The following is a 21,386-nucleotide window of genomic DNA, read 5'->3' on the forward strand; positions in this document are numbered from 1 at the left end:
CTATTTCCCTTTTCTTCTTCTCCTTCCTCCCCTTTTATCAAATGACCATATTAATAAATTCTGTTAAACCAGAAGAAAATCCAAGCAGCGCCACTATATATAAGAACCCGAGGATAATTGTCGATCTTTCAAAATGGTATAAGTCTTTTAGGGCAGCTGCCCTGAATAGGAACAAAAAAAGAGCCTAGCCTCCACAGTACGGCTAATACTTCATCGAACCGAAGGACAGGCCCACATGTTTATAAAAAGATTAAACTTAAAGCTATCTCCTTTAGATGCGGCTGGTCTGCCCATAAGATGAAGTAATTGTAGGTTTGACCTTGGATTGTAATGGGAGTTGGATACCTTACGATTAAAGCGGATTGATTCAGCATTTCTGCTGGCTGGTCCGCAGAGGGAAAAATGTAGCAGGCTTCCTGGTTTTGAATTCGAGTCTTCAAGATGCTTGGCATGGATCCATAGGGCATTAATGGATGGAACGCTTCTCCATGGCACACCTCATCTAAGTTTTCACCTGCTGAAATCGCTGATATTTGAAAAAAGCCGTCAGCACTTTCGTATCTTTCCTCGTTCACTTTTCGCCAGTTTGACGGATATTGGAAAGTAACCTTGTAGGTCGTGTTCGTATAGGTCTTTTGGGCACCATCCAATATGGCAGTTGGAGACCATTGAAGTGACTGAATGTTAACTCCTGCAATTAGCCTTATCGGGACAGGGTGACGGAGGTCGATAACCCACATTTCACTTGCAAATTCCTGTTCCTTGCATCCACTAAGATAGGCTATTTTTGTTCCGTCTGTTGACCATGTGACAGGCGTTGCAAAACAATTAGAAATAGCCCAAATCCGATCCTCTTCTCCTCGCCTCCCCACTGTTCGAATTTGTGAAAAATACCCGCGATCTTCAAAGGCGGTAGAGCTATAGGCAATTTTCAAAGAATCAGGTGACCATGTCGGATAATAATTTTTTGCAAGGGGCCCGCCTTTTACTTCAACCACATTGCCTGTTGAAAGCTCGATGGTGTGAATGATGGAGATGCTGACACCTGGTGTTGTATAAAGAACAAAGCTTCCGTTGGGCGATAGCTGGGCATTATTAAGCCGCCCTCCTGTGTTACGTGTAATTTGCTGTTTCCCGGATCCATCGGTTTGAATTCGGAAAAGCTGGCTAATTCCTGATTCATCCGGTGCCTGAAAAAGCAGTTCCCTGCCGCTCGGAAACCATTGAACATCTGTTGAGTCAGGCTGTTGAATGCTTTGCGCTTGATGAGACAGAACGTTGTACATGATAATGTGACCTTGCTTCGTATAAGCAATTTGGCTGCTGTCAGGCGACCAATCCAATTTGAATTCAGCACCTTCTTCCATCTGGTCGATTTGAGCGATCGCACCAGATGCAACATCCACAACATATATAATTCTGTTCTTTCCAATAAACGCAATTCTCCTGCTATTAGGTGACCATTCTGGACTTGAAAAAGAGTCACCCAATCCACTGGTGAGCTGCACGTTCTCCCCTGTCCGGGGATTATATAACCAAATATCATATTGCCCTCCTCGATCAGCAGTATAGGCAATCAGGCCTTGGCCACCAGGAGGGGCGTATGGAATCCTTAATTTCATTCCGGGAAATAGCTGTGAGGATGAAAGCTGGTTTACAAAACGAATAAGCTCAGTATTTGGCTCCCCATTCGTAATGACATTAAAACGAATGGCAAGCTGATAAAGTGTATCCCCTGGCTGGACGATATAATATGGAACACCTGGCGGAACTTTTAATAATTGACCGAGCTGAATGACATAGGGTGGCTGAAGCTGATTCGCCTCTATGATCACTGAAGGCGGAACTTTGTAAAATTGTGAAATTCGATACACTGAATCTCCTTGCTTGACACGCACAGCATCAACACCAGGTGGAACGGACAGCTGCTGACCTATATAAATCGTGTAAGGGGGCTTCAAATTATTTGCCGCAATAAGGGAATCGGCCGGTATTTCCCATCTCCTGGAAATCTCATACAGCGTATCACCTGAACGTACTGTATAAAAAATTTGCATGATCTTCACTTCCCAAAGAATAAATTTCCATTGAGGAATTAAATGTGCACACACTATCTGCCCATATACTATTCATTAGAAAGTGCGAGGTTCAGTGCAAATGAGGAAGAATTAGATAAAAAAGAAATTTAATTCCTATATAGATAGCTCTATTACAAATCTGTATAGCATGATTCGATTCAAGAAAAACTTGAAAGAATCATATTTACGGAAAAAAATTGTGGTGAAAAAATAAAAAACCTTCAAATAGGAAGGTCTTTTACTATGCAGCCCTCTTCGCTTCGTAATCGCCAGCTCTAAAAGATAATGTCTAAAGATTTCGATGATCCCCGCACCTCCAAGGACACCATCCGGGGTTTCGAACCATAGCCTCGTCATTAAGAGGACTTCCACTGTGACTTCATTTGAGAAAACAATATGCATTCCATATTTCGATGAAAATCGTATTATTTAGCTCTTATAATAGAAATGAAGCAATAAGAAACTTAAATCCAAATCAGGAAAAGGAGCCTAATATTATGAGTAGCAAAGAACAATCATTAAAGGCAAAAACCTTTCACCACTTACATCAGCAAGCGTCCACATTTGTTCTGCCAAACGCATGGGATGTAATCAGTGCAAAAATGTTTGAAGAATGCGGCTTTAAAGCGATCGGGACAACAAGTGCTGGCATTGCTGCTTCTTTGGGATATTTGGATGGGCAAAGTATACCTCTTAACAAAATGGTTGAAACGATTGAAAATATCGCCAAATCAGTAAATGTTCCTGTGAGCGCAGACATTGAGGCAGGTTATGGAAATACGGTTGAAGAGGTTTTAGAGACCGTAAAAGCAGTAGCTGCTGCTGGAGCTATCGGGATAAATCTGGAGGACGGTACAGGTGATCCTAACCGGCCAATATTTGATATTTCATCCCAAGTGGAAAAAATAGCAGCTATCAAAGAACTATCGGAATCCAGAAATATGCCGTTATTTATCAATGCACGGACAGATTTATATTGGTTAAATGCTGGGGATTCTTCAACGCGTTTACAAGAAGCTGTAATGCGGGCAAAAGCCTATCAAGATGCAGGGGCAGATTGCATTTTCATTCCTGGTTTAACTGATAGGAAGATTATTAAAAGGATTAGGGAGGAAATTTCTTGTCCGATTAACTTATTGGTTGACCCAGAGATGCCTTCTTTATCGGAGTTATCTGAGATCGGAATTGAAAGGCTTAGCTGTGGTTCCAGCCCATTCAGAGCGACATTAACTTATTTACGGTCTATCAGTGAAGAGATTATAAACCGCCAGACCTTTCATCAAATGACAAATGGGGATGTTCTTTCTTATAGAAGATTAACTGAATTCATTCAATAAGAACTTCTAATACCCAACAACAAAATGATGAATTTTGAGAAGCCGATTTTTCTATAATCAACAAATCGGCTTTTTGTTCTCCTTCCCATTTTGATGATTTTCAGGGAATGTTTTAGATTGTTTGACTCTAAATATTAACTATCAATTGACCTGTTGGTTACCGGCGGCTCATTAAACCAGTCTTTCCTTACCAATAGCTTAAACCCTTGCTCCGAATAGCTTTCCACCTGTTCAATTAATTCCTTTAGTGTTTTCACGTGACTTTTTTTATAACTGGAAATCACAGCAGTTTGCAGATTGCCGATTCCAATGGGATTTAAGAACATGGTTAAGTTAGCCATTAGCTTATCTGAAAATGGGGAATTATTCACCTTATAAACGTGAGACTCTAATCCGGTGGTTGTCGGGACTCCGTTTTCTCTATATATTTCGGATAAAACATCCACTTGATGATAGGACAATTTGATCCCATCCTGCAAAAAACTCTTTGTATCTTCATCCTTTGCCACATCCGAAAAAGCAGTACATAGAGCTAAACCAACATTATTACATTGAAATGAACCAAACATACTGGCTAATTCAACAGCATTAAGCGGCCTCTGCTGGGTTGATGCCACTTTAAATAATTTGTTTTCTCTGTCTTCAGCATCCTTGTATGAAAAAGACCTGTTTTGCAGTAAACCTTTGTGCTCCAGCAAATTCAATATAGAAATGTCAATTTTAATTAACTTATTGAGTATTTCTTTGTAAAAGTTCTTAACCTTTGGGACGGTTAAGTCTGTATATTGAAAAGAAAGTACACCCAGTCCATTACTTGTTATATGCTTTAGAATTTCTATCATTAATTGATCAGAAAATAACTTTTCTGTAGGGCTATGTAAATCATTTTCACTAAAAAACGGTGTAATATTTAATCCATTATCAGCTAAGAACTGCCAAGCCTCTTGTTCCTGAAATGTTGAAAGTGTTTTAATCTCCGTTAATACATCTTTCAAATCAGTATCTTCAGCAGTCTCAATCAGATTTCCCAAAAAAATATTGACCATATTTGAACTTGAATGTAAGTACCAAAGAAAGCCTAATTCGTTTAAATTCATTTAAAAGGCCCCTCCACAATTTATTTTCTTTTCTTAGTTTGTAATTGAAAATGCTAATTATTCATTAAATTGTATTAGGTTTAAATATCTGACAGTGACAATCCTCTAAGGGCTTAACAATAAAATGCTGCCTTGTTTAGAATGGTTCGATGTGTATTTTCCTTATTATCTTCATTAACAAGAATCCCACACTGACACCTGGTATTACACACAATATGGGAAGCCAAATAGGCCCTAATAATACCCCAAAAACCTTAAAGGTAGAGGAATATATACATCCCACCGTAACAAAGTATGCTGAAGACACAAACGGAAGAAAAGAATAACTGTTTTTCCCTCCTCCGGCATCTTTAAAGGAATCCCACATAGCAAAGAAATACAAACAAGGGTAAAACATCAGCCACAAATAATTGGTTTCTGCTATTGCCTTTTCAATATCTCCATGAAAACTTGAAATAATGACCCCGTTAAAATTCGCTTGCACATTGATAAGGAACTCTAAAAATACAATAACTATTCCCTTTATCAGTTTTCCATTTAAAAATTGCCCAAAACCAGGAAGTGCAATACTCCATAATAGCCTTTCTATAGATGTCCCCATTCTATTCTGACCCCTTACCATTTCAATGTGATCACATTCTCTTTATATAATCCCCTTTTAAATAGCAGCAATATATTTACCGTATTATCCTTTTCTGCAGCTCTTGAAGATAACAATTCACTATTACTCATCAGTACACTTTTTATTATGTAAGCACTCTTCTCAAACTAAACTCCCTTTTAATAGGAGAAAAAAAGCCGCCGAACCGGCAGCTGGATTTTAAAGCATATATGATTAGATTTAGAAGATCTCATTATTAGTTGATAATGCATTAATAATTATATGTTCGGATAAGTGCGTTTAAATTTTACGGAATAAAGCAGGACATATACAACAATAAATGCAGCAAACAGGTTTAGTATAATCAGCGAAAAGTTCAAATTGAAAAATTGAGTAAGCATTCCGACTCCAATAACGGGAACAATAAATCCAGAGTACGCACACAAGTAAAAGGCCGATATGACTCTTGGCCGTTCTTTTGGTTCCGGTAACTGTCCGGCAAGTCGTAAGGCAATTTGAAAAGTCCACCCGCCTCCGATAGATTGGATGAAAATGCCTGTCCAGAGCAGCGGCAAACTTGATGTTAATCCAGATGAAACAATAACCCATGACCCCATAGCAAGAAGCAGGATGCCCAATCTAATACGCGTAACGGGATGACTCGGCCAGGGGATGAACTGAGCCATTGCTGCTCCACTGAGAAGCACGAAAATAATTAATCCGGAGACAGCAAGGTTGGACGTATGAATGACATTCTTGACGAAATTAGGAATAAGAGCAAATGCTATACCTTGGATGGTGAAAACTGTGAAGATCGGCAATCCGGCCATTGAGAAGAAAGCAGAACGGATATTGCTTGGCACACCAAGCGATACCTTAGCCTTTACGCGTTTTTGTTCACTGGAAGCAGCATCTTTAGGAATAGATTCCAGCACGATTAGTGAGATGATAAGCAGGACGAGCAGAAGCCAAAATGGCAATTGGAGTGGCTGGAAATGTATATATTGCAGGATCAAGCCTGCGATAGCTGGCCCCAGACCGAAACCAATGAGAATCGTAACACCTGATAATTTGAGAGCTGCACCTATTTGGCTCGGAGACGTTTGCTTCATTAGCAAAGCAGCAGCTGTACCAGTAAAAGATCCGTATGCGATTCCTTCCAATGATCTGGCGACATAAAGCATCCAAGGATTTTTGCCTGCCAGAAAGAACAAGGTAGATGCAATGGATATCCATATACTGATGCGAACCACCTTCTTTAATCCCCACGTGCTGCCTTTTTCTCCAGTAACCAACAAAGTCGGCAATAGAAATGCAGCATAAATAGCAAACAGGATCGTGATTTGCAGACTGTTCAGTTGATAAGTCTCACTATATAGAGGGAATAATGGAGTAATAAAGGTAGCCCCACACGACATCAATAGAGAAACCAATAGCATTCTTTTCACTGTGGTAATCCCCACTTTCTTTTAATAAAAGTTACTTACTAGAAGGTAAGTTTTTTCCTTTAAAAAAACCGTTTCTACGGTTTTTTTAAGAAACGATTTAACTGATTTAGTACATCGGCTAATACATCATCACCCAGAACACGCCTGTATAATAAAGCTCCTTTAACACTTGATAATATTGTTATCGCTACTTGATGGGCATCATCAGAGCTATTTAAGATATTTTCAGCTTGTGCCTCGGCAACTAATTCTTTCATTACTCGGAGCTCCAGTCTGCTGACTTCCCCAATCTTCTCTTGTACGATGGATGGCAAAGATTCATAATCCGTCTGCAGCGAAGAAATAGGACAAATTTCAGTACACTCGAATCTTTGAGCCTGCTGCTGGATAAACTGCTTTAGCTTCTCTTCAGCAGAAGCCGGCGAATTTTTAATTGACATTAATGATTCCTGCAGTCTCAATAACATACGATCTGTAACTGCGACTCCTAAATCCTCCTTCTTTTCAAAGTGATAGTGAATGCTTGCTTTGGTCACCCCAAGCTGTTTAGAAATGTCATCATAGCTGAAGGCTACATACCCTTTTTGCTGGATCAATTTAATGGCTAAGTCTACAATTTGTTTTTTTCTGTTTTCCATGCCCCAATAGTAACTTACTAATAAGTAAGTGTCAAGATGAGAGATCCAGAGTCAAAAGTCAAATAAATTCTCTCTTTCTCGTTGTTTTGCTTCAGAGCTTTGGCATTTAATACTTATGATTAACATATTCGGAAAATCAGTTAAAGATCCTTTAAGTGCTTGTTCAACTATAGCACCCTATTATTGATGACAAGTAAATAATTAATAATTATCTGTGTCATATTAAAATGTAAAGTTCCCTATATGAGGTGATATTATGGAATATGCATTTCAAATATTAAAAGTTTTAGGACGAATTGTCACCATTTTGCCGCTAGCATTATTTGCAACACTTTATATGGGAAAACGATCCATAGGTGAATTGCCGGTATTTGATTTTTTAGTCATTTTAACTTTAGGTGCTGTAGTTGGTGCTGATATTGCAGACCCAAAGATAAATCATATATTTACAGCGATTGCCATAATTGCAATAGCTTTACTACAAAAATTAATTACAACCTGGAAAATCAAAAATCGTAAGATAGGCCGTTTGTTAACATTTGAACCTACAATGGTCATTTATCAAGGACAATTTTTAGTGAACAAAATGAAAAAAATACAGTATTCGATTGATACCATTTTACAGATGTTAAGAGAACATCAAATTTTTAATGTCCAGGATGTTGAATTAGCCATAGTTGAAGCAAATGGAAATTTATCTGTTAAATTGTATGCTGAAAAGGAAGTTGCACGAGTTGAACATATTCCTCCTCAACCGAATGTTCTTAATAAGGGAATTGATGTACCAGTTGTTATTGATGGAGAGATTTATGAAAAAGTCCTATACTCAAGGAATTTAAATGAATCATGGCTTTATGAGGAGTTGGAAAGAAAAAATATTTTCGATGTAAAGGATGTCTTTTATGCAGCTGTTAACGATATGAATGAACTATATGTAAGTATTAAAACCACAAATAATCTTCAAAACCTTCCGCCTATTCAACATTAGAAAAGCAAGGTTTTGAAGTTTTATATCTCTAATTATAAACCCCTAACTATAAGTAGGGGTTTATTCAGCTTCTTATTTATGAAGAAATCATTCGTAGACGGTCACAAATACCCCATCCATATTGTTGCCTGAAATCTCAAAATAGCTATCGTCCGGTACGTTAATCGTCCTGGTTTGAGGTATGGGGTAATAAGTAATCGTGTATTTTTCCCCATTCATTCCAACAGAGATTTGTTTTTCTTCTTTTAGATAATCTAATATTCCTCTAAACAAAATTTTTTCCATCATAATCGCACTATACAGCAGGCCAACATAGCGGATATGCCAAGGTTCATATTGAATTCCTGAAACGTCTGTCTTGTCCTTTGGATAGCGCAGGATGAACCCGTATTTCCAGGCATTTTCTTCGATCCACTTTCCTTCAGGTGCATCGGCCATTTTCATTTGAGTAAATCCTACATCAAGATATAAACCCAAATTATGCTTCTATAACCAGCCGGCAAGGCATAATAAAAACCCATCTCCTGATAAAGGACACTTTGTTCTTCAAAGCCTCGAAAGCCGCTGGTAATGGAGAAATTTCGAACTCCTTCTTTTTCTGCTGCAGCGATCATCTCTGAAAATTCACGGGCAACATCCTCAGACAAATAAGTTTCGCTATTTAATATGCCATATCCCTTTGTCCGTTCACTCTGATCAGATAGATTGATGACATCTGATTTAATACTTTCCGGGTGAACCGGATATTCATTATTAACCAAAAGCAAACTTCCCTGATAGATTTGTTCTTCTGTCATCTCTTTTTGGCTATGTTCAGAAGTCCTGTTATCCTCTATGTCACTTTCAAGTTGATCATTATTTTGTATTTTTACTTTTGGTTCAAAAAAAGAGTCCATATTTACGAATGTTACCCCCAGGCAAACTACTAGTAAAAAACCCACTTCTTCATTTTTCAGCTTCCTCCTTATTCTTCCTTGCTTAAAGAATAGGAAAAACTATTTAAAAAAAGAGTAGGGTAAATTTTAAATTTTTTTTTTATCCCAGCTAATCTTCATTACTTCGTTCACTTTCCTTTGGCAGACATTGCTCTCTGCCGTAACGGTTCCATTATGCTGCTCCACTATATTCTTCGCAATGAACAAGCCAAGACCAATACAGCCAGAATAAAAATGTTAAAGTGCATACAATTTTTGATAGTAATAATACTAAGTAGTAACAAATGTTAGGGAGTACAGTTGTTTATGATAAAGGAAAAAAATAATCTGAATCCTGCAGAAAATCAAACAACTGCAGAAATAGTGAAAAGAGCTAAAAAGTCATCTGATTTTAAAGAGATTAAAAAAAATGTTTCAGGCGTCCAGGTATTCATTTTATACTTCACTTCACTAATCGATCACAGGACGATGGAACAAGTATTTCTTCCATATATTAATGAATGCGAAAAAAAGACTGAACAGGCTTTTGATATTATTCAATTTAAAAACAGCCTTCCGCTTGAAGACGTTATCAGAACAAAGGAAGAAAATGAAATCGAAGAGAAAATTCACCAGGGCTATGTCCTAATTAAATTTGAAAATACCTCTGAAGATTGTCTATTAGTGAATGTAAGCAATTTATCTAAAGGGATAAGAGAATCTAACGAAACTGAGAATGAATTTAATGTTATCGGTCCAAAATTAGGGTTTGTTGAGAGCCTTGATACGAATATTCTTTTACTTCGAACTAAGGTAAAATCTCCTTTATTAACTACTGAAGAGATTGTGCTGGGCACACTGTCAAAAACAAGAGTAATGATTGTTTACTTAGATGGCATTACAAATGAACAGCATATAAAATTTGTAAAGAATAGGCTCTCTGAGATCGATTTTGATATTATTTGGGATACTTCTGCGTTAATCCAGCTAATTAAGGAAAATTCTTATACTCCTTTTCCGCTTTACTTTTCTTCTGAGAGGCTGGATCGAATTTCTTATTCACTCACTTCCGGCCAAGTCGTTATCTTTAGTGATGGTTCACCATACGCAGTATCCGGACCTACTACCATTTTCGATTTTTTTCTCTCATCTGAAGATTATTATTATAACTGGATTATCGGCTCTTTCTTCCGTTTTACTCGAATACTGGCGATCATCTTTTCAATCTTTTCTTCCTCCATTTATGTTGCGGTTATGTCGTTTCATTATGAGGTGGTGCCCGCGGATTTACTGGGTCCGCTAATAGAGTCCAGAGCAAACGTTCCATTTCCGCCGCTGCTGGAGGTTCTTTTTTTAGAAATGACCATTGAATTATTAAGAGAGGCAGGAGCCCGATTGCCTACTAAAGTAGGACAAACATTGGGAATTGTTGGCGGTATTGTCATTGGTCAGGCAGCTGTTATGGCAGCACTGACAAGTAATATATTATTAATTGTCGTGGCTTTATCTGCCCTGGCTTCATTCACAACACCAACTATCGTGATGTCCAACACCATTAGAATTTTAAGATTTCCCTTTATCATCTTGTCATCATTCCTGGGCGGGCTGGGTATTATGATAGGTTTTGCCGTGCTGCTATGTCATTTGTTTAAATTAAAATCATTTGATACTCCTTACATGGTTCCTTTGCATCCGTTCCGCAGCAATAGTCTTGCAGATAGTATTATTAGGCCGCCTTATACCAAATTAAACAAAAGGCCGGATTTTTTGAGACCTAAAGATAAAATTAAATATTCACCAAAAGAGAGTAACAAAAAGAAGGAAGATCTTAATGACGAATAACACATTAGTTAAAATGGGTATTGTTGTTCTAACTCTAATTCTAGCTGGTTGTGTACCTCACAATATTATTAATGAAGTCTCTCTGATGCATAATGTAGGATATGACAAAGAAGATGAGAAGCTAAAGGCAAGTGTTGTTTATCCAAATTATGCCGAGAGTGATAATCCTGCTTTAATCACAGCTGCTGCTAAAAATCCATCCAGTCTGCAGGAAGAACTGAGCCATAAGTCTCAATTTCCATTTGAAATTGGTCAAGTAAGGGTAATGATATTTGGGGATGAACTAAGCAGAGATGGGTTAGCTTCCATATTAGACCCCATCTGTAAGGATCCAAAAATTGGAATAGTAAGAATTGTCATAACAGATGGAACTCCAGATTTAATACTAAGTAAAACACTTAATGAGAGTCCGCTATACTTAATGAATTTGATTGATAAAAGTATTGAAAATGAAGGAACTCCTGAATCTAACTCCCATGTAATGTATGACCAGTTTTTTGGAAGCGGCATTGATATGTCCTTTCCAAATCTTACAGTTGATTCTAAAGGGAAAATTAAAGTCGATGGTATGGGGATTTTTAAAGGTGAAAAATTAGCATTTAGGATTTCCGAAAAAGAAACCCTCTTATTAAAATTAATGACGGATAAAAATAAAAGGGGAGTTTACAGTTTTGATCTCAACATGCATGGACACAAAGCTAATATTGGGGTCAGAACGAACTATGGAAAACACAAGGTGAAATATATCAAGGAGAACCTCAGGGAACAAGTTAGAGTAAGCCTAAACTTAGATGTAGAACTTGACGCTTTGCCTGAATGGATCAATTTAGAAGATGAAAAGGATCTTAAATTATTTAAAACCGCCTTACAAAAATCAATTTCAAGTGATGCTGAATTACTTCTTAAGGATTTTCAAACAAATGGTGTAGATCCTTTAGGTTTAGGAAGAGTGTATAAAGCAACTCACAGAAATTATTCTGAACAGAGTTTTTACGATCGGATATATCCTAGTATGACATATGAGGTAAATACCAAAATTACAGTTAGGCAAACTGGGGTGGGAAAATAGTGAACGTAAAAGTAGAAAAACAATTTCAAGTTTCGGCTTTTTTCACATTTTTTCTCATTCACTCTTCACAAACCGGAATTGGCATCCTAAATTTTCAAAGCCAGGTTATTAAACATGCTGAGCAGGACGCCTGGATTTCTTTAATTATAACTTGGGTTACAACCCATATCATACTCTTTATTATTTTTAAGCTATTAGGCGAGGGAACTAATGATTTAGTAGCTGTTCATCAGTATTGCTTTGGAAAAGCGATTGGCAGCATAATGTCTGTTCTGGCATTGGTTTATTTCTGGCTGGCTTCTTTGACGGTCCTCCGTGCTTATATTGAGGTCATCCAAATATGGGTGTATCCTACCATAAAAACATGGCAGCTATGTTTCGTTTTCGGACTCACATTTTATTATATTATCTCAAGCGGCTTCCGCAGTCTAACCGGCTTTAGTTTCTGGGGAGTTATTTTGCCTTCTTTTCTGTTCTTTTTAATCTATTTCCCACTGAAGCATACGAATTATATTTATCTGCTCCCTGCCTTCAGTCATTCCCTCAGAGAGCTATTTTTATCTTCTAAAGAGTATGCCCTGCTTTTTCTTGGTTTCGAGTGGATCCTGATGTATTATCCCTTCCTTAGGAGTTCAAATAACAGAGATATTTCAAAATGGGCGTATCTTGGCAATATATATACTCTCATTGTGTACCTAATTATAACGTTAATATCATTCTTATACTTTAATCAAGAGGTATTACAGCATTTACCTTGGCCGACTCTAATGATGGTTAAGATCGTTAAATTCTCTTTCCTGGAAAGATTTGAATATGTATTCATATTTATATGGCTGTTAGTGATTATATCTCCTATATGTATTTCTTTGTGGGCATGTACAAGAATCGTAAAAAGAACTTTCTCAATTCCTCCTAAAGCGACTTTGCTATTCTTACTTATTGCAGAGATAATTGCTTCTGTATACCTTCAGGAATTTAAGAGTATTGATTATCTTGTCAATTTTACTTCTAATGCGGGAATTGGTTTTGTATATGTGTATCTGCCGCTCCTTCTTATTATAAAATGGATTAAGAACCATTTTATGAAAAATAGGTTAAATAAAATCTAATTCCTACTGCAAAAAAGAGTGCCTATCTTGTTAAAGATAGGCACTCTTGGTGTACGAAAAAAAACCGGGATGCTGATTAACCAACAACGTTTGATATTACTTCGATATTACCTTGGGTTGCTTTGGCATAAGGACAAACCTTATGAGCTTCCGCAACAACTTCTTCTGCCACGCTGGTTTCTACCCCCTTTACTGTGATATCCATTGTAATGGCCAGCACAAAGCCATCGTTCGCATCCTTGCCAAGCGTAACTTGTGAAGCAATATTTATACCGTCTGTTTTAATGTTCTTTTTCCTAAGAACAGTGCCCATCGCTCCCTGGAAACATGCGGCAAATCCTGCAGCGAACAGCTGCTCAGGATTAGTTCCAGTTCCGTCCCCGCCTAATTCCTTTGGATATCTCAAGTCTACATTCAGATTGTTATCGTCAGATACCGCTTTCCCATCTCTTCCGCCTTGAACATTTACAGTAGCCGTGTATAATTTCTTTTCTATTTTCATCATTTTTAAAACTCCCCTTTTTATAATGGATTAGTTTTTTTTGCTTCAATATTTCCACAAGTAGCTTTTGCATTAAGGGCGAACTTTATGAGCCCGGCAATGACTTTTTCTGCAACGCTAGTCTTTGCCCTTCTCTTTCGTCTGGAAGGTCATTATTTTTTACTTACTAGAAGGTAAGTTTATCTTAAGAAAACGATCTTAGGATACAAAGACAATCATTAAGACACGGAACTGTTGGAGGATTATTTTTCAGTTGCAACATTCCCCATTGCAATAGAAATTCTATTCCAGCTGTTGATTTGATTGATGATTAGTACAAGGTCAATATATTGTTTCTCATCGTAATGTCCGCGCACTCGCTTATAAAGATCCTCTGGCACACGTTTTGCCGGGATTAAAGTTATGTGTTCTGTTAACTCAAGAGCTGCTTTTTCTGCTTCGGTGTAAAATGTGCACTCTCTCCATGCACTAATGCAATATATACGCTGTTCCGTTTCTCCCATTTTTCTCGCATCAGCAGTATGCATGTTAATGCAAAAGGCACAGCCGTTTATTTGAGAAGCCCGAATTTTTATTAGTTCACGAAGATTACGGTCCAAACCTGTCGTTTTCGTATACTTCTCCATTTCCATCATTATTTTCATTGCCTCTGGTGCTAAATTGTAATAATCAATTCGTTGTTCCAATATCAATTCCTCCTTATAAGCTGATTCAACAAATAATTGAACCGCATTGAAATTTCAATTGTGGACAGCATCAATCAGCGATTGATATTATCTATAATAAATTGTACACTTTATTATGTCAAACAACTTTTAATGTTAATTGATTCCAAATGGCCCTGTTTGACAAAAAAATAAAAAATTCTTAAGATAAATTAATCTCATTTATAAAGAGGTGTTTTTAATGCAATATAGTATTGGGGTTGAGTACGCACTTCACTGCCTCGTATATTTAATTGATAATACAGAGGATTCCTCCATTGGAATCAAGGACCTCTCCACTTTCCAAGGGATTTCTGAAACATATCTTTCAAAGATTTTCAGTAAATTATCAAAGAGCGGTATTGTTAGTTCAGTTCCTGGAGTTAAGGGTGGGTATAAACTCGCAAAATCTCCAGAAGAAATTTCTTTTTGGGATGTAATTGAAGCAGTTGAAGGTCCCAAGCCGATTTTTCAATGCAAAAACATTAAAGATAATGGTTATTTGTATAGAGAAAATATCTGCTCTTCGAGTACCTCCTCCTGTACCATCAATTTAGTTATGCTCTCAGCGGAAGAAAAAATGCGTGATTTCTTGCGCAGCAAAAAACTTTCATGGTTAAATGAAGAGCTGGATCGTGTCTTGCCAAATCAAATACGTCAAGATACCCGGAAATATTTCTCCAAGAGCAATCTATAGTGCCAACCTCTCCTGAAATTCATTGATTTTGATGGAGAGGTTTATTCTTTTTTTGGAGAAAGAGTATCTTTCTATGGTCTATTGATAACTATCCATAGCCCGCTCCACGTTGGATTTATCAGCTCTCACACCAGCTAAAGAATGTTTTTTCACAACATTACAGATCTTGGTATTGATTTGAACCCCCGTTCAATATGGCAAAAAATTATAAGTGTTTTTGCAATTAATAAAAACCTTACCCATGATGGCAAGGTTTCTGGAATCTTCTTATCTCACACTAAGCAGCCTTCCCCACTTCCCTTTTCTTCTTCTCCTTCCTCCTCTTTTTCGAAGTGAATTTTTTAAAAAATCCTGCCAAACCTGAAGGGAATCCCAGCAGCACCACTATATATAAGAACCCAAGGATAATCGTCCATCTTTCGAAAATGGGGTATATCATCGCCAGCTCTGAAAGATAATGTCTTAAGAATTCGATGATCCCCGCTCCTGCTATGGCACCAGCAAGGGTTCCCAGTCCTCCGATCATTGTCATTAAGAGAGCATCCAGGGTAACTTCAATAGAAAAGACATTGGTATTAATGAACCTTAACGATACAGCATACAGAGCACCGCTGAAGGAAGCTGCCACTCCTGCCGTTACGCTGGCAATGAGTTTATATTGAAGCGACTTATACCCTAATGCCTCGGCGCGATATTCATTCTGTGATATAGCTTTTAACACTTTGCCAGTGGACGATTCTGTAAATAGCTTCAGCAGGATAAAAACAATGGCCACACTAATGAGTGTAATGTAATAGAAGGAAGTACGGTCTTTGAATATGTCAGGCACACTGAAGGTAAATCCGTCACCGCCATGAGTAAGTCCTCTCCACTTCTCTGCCAGTACAAGGAACAGCTGGGAGACAGCCAATGTCAGCATCGCATAAAAGTGGCTTTTAAGCCTTAAGGATAACAATCCGATGATATAGCTAACCAATGCTGACAGGAGAATTCCTATAACTAAACCTAATATAAAATTTGGCAGAGTAGCGTCCAGCTGATTAAAAATAAGTGCGGTACTATAAGCGCCGATCCCAAAGAACATACAATGCCCAAAGGATACGATTCCCGTGTATCCTAACAGAATATCGAAGCTCATCGCAAATATAGCAAAAATGAAAATTTGAGTCAGTAAAATCAGCGTGCTGCGGGAGTCGTTGACAAAGGGGAGCAGAAGCATAAACAGCAGAATCGCAAGCCCCCAATACAGCGGCACTTTATGAACTACCCCTCTCATACGGCACTCCCCTTTTCTCCCAGCAGCCCGGTTGGTTTCACCAATAAGACGATGGCCAATAAGAGCATATTCAAGGCCAGTGACAAATCAGGCATATAATAAGCCATAAACGCTCCCGCTACTCCTACGATCAGGGAAGCCAGTGCTGATCCCTGCAGGCTGCCCATCCCCCCAATGATGACCACAATGAAAGCCAGTATGGCATATTGCATGCCCATTTCCGCAAAAACGACTCCAGAATACGGCGCCAATAGCGCTCCGCCTAAAGCAGCCAATCCGGCACCGAGCAGGAATACGAAGGTAAATAGACCCTTTACATTGATTCCGAGCGCCTGTACCATTTCCTTATCCAGCACTCCAGCCCGGATCATAAGGCCAATCTGTGTACGGCTGAGCAAAAGCCATAATGCCAGATACAGCAGCAGCCCAACCACAATCACAAACACACGGTATTTAATGATGATGATTCCATCAAACTGATAGCTCCCCTCTAGCCACGCTGGAAGGTTTACCCGTATCGGATTTGGTCCCCAGAAGATTTTGATGCTTTCTGACAAGACCAGCATGCCGCCTAATGTAATCAGCAGCTGACGGACATGATTTCCGTATACAGGACGGATCAGAAATCTCTCCAATACCCAGCCCAATATCATTCCGATTGCAATGGCTCCCGCAATCGCTAATAGAAAACTGTTTGTTTCTTTAAAAATCCACGCTCCTGAAAAAGCGCCCCAAACGAATAATCCGCCATGGGCAAAATTCAGGACACTCATCAGCCCGAAGATTAAAGTAAGTCCAGCAGCCAGAAGGAATATCAATAGCCCTGTTGAAACCCCATTGACCAATAAATTAATAAAGACTTCCATTTCCAGCCCTCCTTCACTGCTTACGCGATGCCCAAGTATTTCTGGCAGGTTTCCCTGTCGTCCTTTAGATCCTGCATCCAGCCATCATGGACTATTTTTCCGTCGTCCATAATATAAAAGTAATCGCCGATTTCACTTGCCATCAGGAAGTTCTGCTCCACAAGCAGTATCGTTGTTTTTTCTTTCATTTTTAGAATGGATTCCATCAGCTTTTCAACCATAATCGGTGACAATCCTTTGCTTGGCTCATCAATCAAAAGCAGTCCATCTCCATTGATATACGCCCTGGCAATCGCCAGCATCTGCTTTTGTCCGCCGGAGAGCAAACCGCTTTTCTTGCGCCAGAATTTCTTTAAATCCGGGAAAAGTTCCAGCATCCACTCCATTTTTTCTTCCGAATCTCCAGTGCTCTTTGCCCTGGCCAGATTGAGCGTTTCTTCTATTGTCAGCGCACTGAATATTCCCTGATTCTCCGGCACATACCCGATTCCTTTCCTGGATATCAGGTGAGTAGGGATTCCGCTGATTTTCTGGTTGTGATAATGCACTGAACCCGTGGTGGATGGATTGAACCCCATGATGGAGCGCAGTGTTGTTGTTTTGCCTGCTCCGTTTCTTCCGAACAGGACGGTGATGCTTCCCACTTCTACGGACATGGACACTCCCTGAAGGATGTGATATTGACCCAAATAGGTCTCAAGATTATCCAGTTTTAATAGACTCACGATGCAAGCCTCCCAAGTATGCCGTTTGAACTCTCTGATCTTTGATAATTTCCTTCGGATTGCCGCTTGCCAGGAGCTCTCCATTGAACAGAACCACCAGAGTATCGGAAAGATGCATGACCATCTCCATCTTGTGTTCGATTAAGACAATCGTACACATGCCTTCCTTCTTAATGTTCTCAATCACTTCCAGAATGGCCGGAATCTCTTCAATCGATATACCTGCTGTCGGCTCATCGAGCAGAAGCAGTTCTGTTTTTAGAGCCAGCAGCATGGCCAGCTCCAGTTTTCTTTTTTCCCCATGTGCCAGATCCTGTGCCAGCACATCTTCCTTGCCGCTTAGCATGCACCGCTCCATGGCCGCTTTTGCTTCATCCTGCTGGCGGCTCATGAAAGAAAGCCTTGGTAAGATTGAGTAGTAATCTTTGCTCGATGACTGGATGGCCAGCCTGATATTTTCCAGAACCGTCAGCTCCGGAAAAATATTGGTGAGCTGGAAGGAGCGGCCGATGCCCCTTCTCGCCCGTAATGGTACAGAAAGCTTTGTTATATTATCGTTTTTAAAATAAATCTCTCCCTTTGTCGGAGCGATCTGGCCGCTCAGGAGGTTAAAGAGTGTGGTCTTGCCTGCCCCATTGGGACCGATAATCGAAGTCAGCTTGCCTCGCTCTATTTCCAGGTTCACTTCTTTTATGACATCATGCTCGCCAAAGGAAACCGATAGGCTTTTTGTTTCCAGAATTTTTTCCAACTTGGCGACCCCTCCTATAACTCTATTTATTCTGAAATTTTATTCGCCATTCCGGATTGACGGCTCGGTTTCTTCCATATTCAATTCCCTGATCAGGACCGGAACCGGATGATCCACACCTTCCTGTTCCTCAAGGGTTACCGCATACAGAGACTGCAGAGCCTGATGGTCCTCTGCCCGGAATTTCATTGTTCCTTTCGGTGTCTCGAACTCCATATTTTCCATTGTGCTGATTAAGCCATCCACATCTTTGTCGCCTTCTGTTTTCTTAAGAGCCTCCACAATGGAGATGGCAGCTGTCATCCCGCCTGCAGTAAAGAGATCTGGTATTTCTCCATCAAATTTTTTCTTATGCTCTTCCACCAGCCAGTCGTTCACTTTATTATCCGGAAGGGTGTGATAGTAAATGGAAAAACCGCTCATGCCAATTAAGGAATCCATCGTTTTTAGTGAAGCAATGTCCTGAGCTGCAGTGGAAATTTTAATTCCCTGCTCCTCCAGCTGCATATCTTTTAACTGTTTCCATGGTGCATTGGATCCTGCCCAGACGATATAAAGGTAATCAGGCTTTTCATTTATGATGCTTTGAATATTCGCTGTGAAATCAGTGGAATTTGGGTCTGCATATTGTTCATTTACAATAGTGGCACCGAGCTTCTCGGCTCCCTCTTTAAATGCCGCGATCCCTTCCCGGCCATAGGCATTATCCTGCGCGAACGTCGCGATTTTCACATCCTTTTCAGCGATTGCTGCCGCTCCTGCCACTGCATCCTGTGAGGAATTTCTCCCGGTCCTGAAGATGTATTTGTTCCAGTTCTGTCCTGTAATGCTGTCTGCAACCGCAGGCTCCACCACCATGATTTTTTCGTATTCTTCAGCGAGCGGCAATACGGCCAATGTGTCGCCAGAGCTTGATGAACCCACTAAGAAATCCACCTCATCCTCTTCCAGCAGCTTTGTCGCTTTTCTGACTGCGACATCTGGCTTTGTTTCCGTGTCCTCCACGATAAACTCGACCTTTTTGCCGGCAACTTCATTCGATCCTTCCGTTGCATAATCGAGGCCCAGTTCAAATCCCGCAGCCGTCTGCTTTCCGTAAGTCTCGAGCGGACCGGTTAAGGAGGCGAGAACACCAATTTTGATTGTTTCTTCTTCTGAACTTGCCGTGTCTCCGGAACATCCCGAAGTAACGATAAGAGTAAGTGCAGTGCCCAGCATTAATAGCGATTTAAAACTGTTTAACTTGAATTCCATAGCCATTCCCCCTATATTCATTTTCTATCGGCCATGTAAAGTCTCGCTGACTACCTATGAATCTTTCCACTTCCTTTCCATTTAATTACTGTCGCAGCCCACGTATACCCAGTTCCCGCACTGACTGCTACGGCAATATCCCCAGGGTTCAACAGTCCCCGTTCCTGTGCAAAATGCAGCCCAATGCATGGGTCAAGTGAAGACATGTGGCCATGGTGATTTAAGTAGATCGCTTTTTCTTCAGGAAGTTCAAGTGATTGTAAGAGTTCTTTGAACATGGAACGTTTTGTATGCAGTGGCAATAGGAGTTTCATATCTTGAGGAGTATAACCGCTTCTATGGAGTGCTTCGCGAACTACATGATCAAAATTTGCAATCGATACAGGATCGAGCCTTTCTTTCATAGATTGCGGATCCTTCACATCAATATAATGGAGGTTTTTCTCAACTGTTTCGCGGCTGGCAAAATGTTTAGATCCCCCAGCAGGCGTTCGGACATCATCATGGAAGGAACCATCTGTCAGAATGGCACTTCCGAGAATTTCGCTCTGGGAGGAATCCCTGGTGACCAGTGCAGCAGTGCCTCCATCTGCAAAGTTGAACATGAAGCGTGACCGTGGGTTCGCATAATCGATAATTTGTGACTCTTTGCATCCCCCTGCTAGCAGGATATTTTGAATTGACTGATCTGAAGCGATCATGTCTTTTGCCACCTTCAACGCAATCGGAAAACAGGAGCTGACATTCATGATTTCAAACGCATAGGCATTTTTCGCCCCTAATTCATGCTGTATTTTCGGAGCGCTTGACCAGACATAATAATCCTTATGAGGGCTGCCAAAATAGATGACGACATCGATGGACAGCGGGTCAATCCCTTTGAGGGCCTCCCTTCCCGCCCCAATGGCCAAGTCAGAGGCATGAAGACCATCATCCGCAACATGCTTTTGGACCAAACCGAACTTTTCGATAATTACCTGTTCGGGTATGCCCGTCTTTACAGCCAGGTCGGCTGCCGTTTCAATTCCAGGAGGAAAAAAAACTCCTGTTGATTTAATGCCGATTCCCATCAGATTACCCCTCCATTTTCAGGCACCATCATCTTGGCTGTGCCCGTCAAAACTAGTGTTCCTTCCTGGTTAAAGCACTCTGTCAGGAGTGTCAGTATTCGCCTTTCCTGGTCAATTTCCTGAACGGTTCCTTTTGCAGTAACCGTATCTCCTATAAAAACAGGGGAGTTAAACCGGATGGTCTGTTCTACATAAATGGATCCTTTTCCTGGGAGATGCACACCCAATAGCTGGGATAATAAACTGGATGTTAAGAGACCATGGGCTATGCGCTGTTTGAACCTCGTTTTTTTGGCGTATTCGCCGTCTATGTGGACCGGATTGAAGTCACCGCTTAATCCTGCAAACATCACAAAATCTGTTTCTGTGATGGTTTTGCTGCAGGAAGCCTGCTGGCCGACACTATAACTGATCACCTTT

Annotated in this window: 20 protein-coding genes and 2 pseudogenes; 6 read left to right on the forward strand and 16 right to left on the reverse strand. The window is 39.9% G+C overall.

Features of this window, described 5'->3' with window-relative positions; all coding sequences use genetic code 11:
* Positions 1-239 precede the first annotated feature (239 nt).
* The gene (locus ACR42H_RS16115; protein WP_436371834.1) at positions 240-2,057 is read right to left on the reverse strand and encodes a LysM peptidoglycan-binding domain-containing protein; all 1,818 of its coding nucleotides are present in this window, start codon (positions 2,055-2,057) and stop codon (positions 240-242) included.
* A 518-nt stretch (positions 2,058-2,575) separates the two neighbouring features.
* Between ACR42H_RS16115 and ACR42H_RS16120 the strand changes: the two genes are divergently transcribed.
* On the forward strand, positions 2,576-3,415 hold the full coding sequence (locus ACR42H_RS16120) for an isocitrate lyase/PEP mutase family protein (RefSeq protein ID WP_436371836.1): 840 nt from the start codon (positions 2,576-2,578) through the stop codon (positions 3,413-3,415).
* A gap of 134 nt (positions 3,416-3,549) precedes the next feature.
* Here ACR42H_RS16120 and ACR42H_RS16125 read toward each other — a convergent pair whose 3' ends face one another.
* From ACR42H_RS16125 to ACR42H_RS16140, 4 genes are all read right to left on the reverse strand, one after another.
* Positions 3,550-4,512 (reverse strand): DUF3231 family protein, encoded by a 963-nt coding sequence (locus ACR42H_RS16125; RefSeq protein ID WP_436371838.1) that lies wholly within the window; start codon positions 4,510-4,512, stop codon positions 3,550-3,552.
* A gap of 136 nt (positions 4,513-4,648) precedes the next feature.
* On the reverse strand, positions 4,649-5,113 hold the full coding sequence (locus tag ACR42H_RS16130; protein WP_436371840.1) for a hypothetical protein: 465 nt from the start codon (positions 5,111-5,113) through the stop codon (positions 4,649-4,651).
* Positions 5,114-5,391: 278 nt separating this feature from the next.
* Positions 5,392-6,552: an MFS transporter gene (locus ACR42H_RS16135; protein WP_436376967.1), complete on the reverse strand. Its 1,161-nt coding sequence runs from the start codon at positions 6,550-6,552 to the stop codon at positions 5,392-5,394.
* A gap of 83 nt (positions 6,553-6,635) precedes the next feature.
* The gene (locus tag ACR42H_RS16140) at positions 6,636-7,199 is read right to left on the reverse strand and encodes a TetR/AcrR family transcriptional regulator (RefSeq protein ID WP_113881627.1); all 564 of its coding nucleotides are present in this window, start codon (positions 7,197-7,199) and stop codon (positions 6,636-6,638) included.
* A gap of 256 nt (positions 7,200-7,455) precedes the next feature.
* Here ACR42H_RS16140 and ACR42H_RS16145 point away from each other — a divergent pair, with 256 nt between their 5' ends.
* Complete coding sequence (locus ACR42H_RS16145; protein ID WP_436371842.1) at positions 7,456-8,187, forward strand: DUF421 domain-containing protein; 732 nt, start codon at positions 7,456-7,458, stop codon at positions 8,185-8,187.
* An 87-nt stretch (positions 8,188-8,274) separates the two neighbouring features.
* On the opposite strand, the pseudogene vanY reads toward ACR42H_RS16145, so the two are convergent.
* Together vanY and ACR42H_RS16155 are read right to left on the reverse strand one after the other, a co-directional pair.
* A pseudogene (vanY, locus tag ACR42H_RS16150) lies at positions 8,275-9,136 on the reverse strand (VanY-A/VanY-F/VanY-M family D-Ala-D-Ala carboxypeptidase).
* Between the two features lie 73 nt (positions 9,137-9,209).
* Positions 9,210-9,338: pseudogene (locus ACR42H_RS16155) on the reverse strand (vancomycin resistance histidine kinase VanS); the annotation flags it as partial.
* Positions 9,339-9,428: 90 nt separating this feature from the next.
* Between ACR42H_RS16155 and ACR42H_RS16160 the strand changes: the two are divergent.
* The 3 genes from ACR42H_RS16160 to ACR42H_RS16170 are packed head-to-tail and all read left to right on the forward strand — an operon-like array spanning position 9,429 to position 13,121.
* Positions 9,429-10,943 (forward strand): spore germination protein, encoded by a 1,515-nt coding sequence (locus ACR42H_RS16160; RefSeq protein ID WP_436371844.1) that lies wholly within the window; start codon positions 9,429-9,431, stop codon positions 10,941-10,943.
* Positions 10,933-12,012: a Ger(x)C family spore germination protein gene (locus ACR42H_RS16165; protein ID WP_436371846.1), complete on the forward strand. Its 1,080-nt coding sequence runs from the start codon at positions 10,933-10,935 to the stop codon at positions 12,010-12,012. The genes ACR42H_RS16160 and ACR42H_RS16165 overlap by 11 nt, the downstream gene beginning before the upstream one ends.
* The gene (locus ACR42H_RS16170) at positions 12,012-13,121 is read left to right on the forward strand and encodes a GerAB/ArcD/ProY family transporter (RefSeq protein WP_436371848.1); all 1,110 of its coding nucleotides are present in this window, start codon (positions 12,012-12,014) and stop codon (positions 13,119-13,121) included. Before ACR42H_RS16165 ends, ACR42H_RS16170 begins: the two co-directional genes overlap by 1 nt.
* Positions 13,122-13,197: 76 nt before the next feature.
* On the opposite strand, the gene ACR42H_RS16175 is transcribed toward ACR42H_RS16170, so the two are convergent.
* Together ACR42H_RS16175 and ACR42H_RS16180 are read right to left on the reverse strand one after the other, a co-directional pair.
* Positions 13,198-13,626: an organic hydroperoxide resistance protein gene (locus ACR42H_RS16175; protein ID WP_436371850.1), complete on the reverse strand. Its 429-nt coding sequence runs from the start codon at positions 13,624-13,626 to the stop codon at positions 13,198-13,200.
* A 239-nt stretch (positions 13,627-13,865) separates the two neighbouring features.
* The gene (locus ACR42H_RS16180) at positions 13,866-14,309 is read right to left on the reverse strand and encodes a carboxymuconolactone decarboxylase family protein (RefSeq protein ID WP_436371852.1); all 444 of its coding nucleotides are present in this window, start codon (positions 14,307-14,309) and stop codon (positions 13,866-13,868) included.
* A 220-nt stretch (positions 14,310-14,529) separates the two neighbouring features.
* Between ACR42H_RS16180 and ACR42H_RS16185 the strand changes: the two genes are divergently transcribed.
* Complete coding sequence (locus ACR42H_RS16185) at positions 14,530-15,024, forward strand: RrF2 family transcriptional regulator (RefSeq protein WP_436371854.1); 495 nt, start codon at positions 14,530-14,532, stop codon at positions 15,022-15,024.
* A gap of 277 nt (positions 15,025-15,301) precedes the next feature.
* Here ACR42H_RS16185 and ACR42H_RS16190 read toward each other — a convergent pair whose 3' ends face one another.
* The 7 genes from ACR42H_RS16190 to ACR42H_RS16220 all read right to left on the reverse strand — a co-directional run bounded on the left by ACR42H_RS16190 (position 15,302) and on the right by ACR42H_RS16220 (position 21,382).
* Positions 15,302-16,255, reverse strand: a complete 954-nt coding sequence (locus tag ACR42H_RS16190; protein WP_436376969.1) for a branched-chain amino acid ABC transporter permease — start codon at positions 16,253-16,255, stop codon at positions 15,302-15,304.
* A gap of 41 nt (positions 16,256-16,296) precedes the next feature.
* On the reverse strand, positions 16,297-17,166 hold the full coding sequence (locus ACR42H_RS16195; RefSeq protein WP_436371856.1) for a branched-chain amino acid ABC transporter permease: 870 nt from the start codon (positions 17,164-17,166) through the stop codon (positions 16,297-16,299).
* Between the two features lie 20 nt (positions 17,167-17,186).
* Complete coding sequence (locus ACR42H_RS16200) at positions 17,187-17,891, reverse strand: ABC transporter ATP-binding protein (protein ID WP_436371858.1); 705 nt, start codon at positions 17,889-17,891, stop codon at positions 17,187-17,189.
* The gene (locus tag ACR42H_RS16205) at positions 17,869-18,642 is read right to left on the reverse strand and encodes an ABC transporter ATP-binding protein (RefSeq protein ID WP_436371860.1); all 774 of its coding nucleotides are present in this window, start codon (positions 18,640-18,642) and stop codon (positions 17,869-17,871) included. The genes ACR42H_RS16200 and ACR42H_RS16205 overlap by 23 nt, the downstream gene beginning before the upstream one ends.
* A 39-nt stretch (positions 18,643-18,681) precedes the next feature.
* Complete coding sequence (locus ACR42H_RS16210) at positions 18,682-19,860, reverse strand: substrate-binding domain-containing protein (protein WP_436376971.1); 1,179 nt, start codon at positions 19,858-19,860, stop codon at positions 18,682-18,684.
* 86 nt (positions 19,861-19,946) lie between these two features.
* The gene (locus ACR42H_RS16215) at positions 19,947-20,966 is read right to left on the reverse strand and encodes a 3-oxoacyl-ACP synthase (protein ID WP_436371862.1); all 1,020 of its coding nucleotides are present in this window, start codon (positions 20,964-20,966) and stop codon (positions 19,947-19,949) included.
* Positions 20,966-21,382, reverse strand: a complete 417-nt coding sequence (locus ACR42H_RS16220) for a MaoC family dehydratase (RefSeq protein WP_436371864.1) — start codon at positions 21,380-21,382, stop codon at positions 20,966-20,968. Before ACR42H_RS16220 ends, ACR42H_RS16215 begins: the two co-directional genes overlap by 1 nt.
* Between the last annotated feature and the right edge of the window lie 4 nt (positions 21,383-21,386).

The organism is Cytobacillus sp. BC1816 (assembly GCF_051353635.1).
In the GTDB taxonomy this organism is placed as follows: domain Bacteria; phylum Bacillota; class Bacilli; order Bacillales; family Cytobacillaceae; genus Cytobacillus; species Cytobacillus oceanisediminis_C.

Excerpts from the sequence above, each read along its gene's own strand:
- ACR42H_RS16215 (WP_436371862.1), bottom strand. The coding sequence starts at position 20,966 with ATGGGAATCGGCATTAAATCAACAGGAGTTTTTTTTCCTCCTGGAATT.
- ACR42H_RS16165 (WP_436371846.1), top strand. The coding sequence starts at position 10,933 with ATGACGAATAACACATTAGTTAAAATGGGTATTGTTGTTCTAACTCTA.
- ACR42H_RS16115 (WP_436371834.1), bottom strand. The coding sequence starts at position 2,057 with ATGCAAATTTTTTATACAGTACGTTCAGGTGATACGCTGTATGAGATT.
- ACR42H_RS16185 (WP_436371854.1), top strand. The coding sequence starts at position 14,530 with ATGCAATATAGTATTGGGGTTGAGTACGCACTTCACTGCCTCGTATAT.
- ACR42H_RS16195 (WP_436371856.1), bottom strand. The coding sequence starts at position 17,166 with ATGGAAGTCTTTATTAATTTATTGGTCAATGGGGTTTCAACAGGGCTA.
- ACR42H_RS16140 (WP_113881627.1), bottom strand. The coding sequence starts at position 7,199 with ATGGAAAACAGAAAAAAACAAATTGTAGACTTAGCCATTAAATTGATC.
- ACR42H_RS16160 (WP_436371844.1), top strand. The coding sequence starts at position 9,429 with ATGATAAAGGAAAAAAATAATCTGAATCCTGCAGAAAATCAAACAACT.
- ACR42H_RS16175 (WP_436371850.1), bottom strand. The coding sequence starts at position 13,626 with ATGATGAAAATAGAAAAGAAATTATACACGGCTACTGTAAATGTTCAA.
- ACR42H_RS16135 (WP_436376967.1), bottom strand. The coding sequence starts at position 6,552 with ATGCTATTGGTTTCTCTATTGATGTCGTGTGGGGCTACCTTTATTACT.
- ACR42H_RS16145 (WP_436371842.1), top strand. The coding sequence starts at position 7,456 with ATGGAATATGCATTTCAAATATTAAAAGTTTTAGGACGAATTGTCACC.
- ACR42H_RS16125 (WP_436371838.1), bottom strand. The coding sequence starts at position 4,512 with ATGAATTTAAACGAATTAGGCTTTCTTTGGTACTTACATTCAAGTTCA.
- ACR42H_RS16120 (WP_436371836.1), top strand. The coding sequence starts at position 2,576 with ATGAGTAGCAAAGAACAATCATTAAAGGCAAAAACCTTTCACCACTTA.
- ACR42H_RS16210 (WP_436376971.1), bottom strand. The coding sequence starts at position 19,860 with ATGCTGGGCACTGCACTTACTCTTATCGTTACTTCGGGATGTTCCGGA.
- ACR42H_RS16130 (WP_436371840.1), bottom strand. The coding sequence starts at position 5,113 with ATGGGGACATCTATAGAAAGGCTATTATGGAGTATTGCACTTCCTGGT.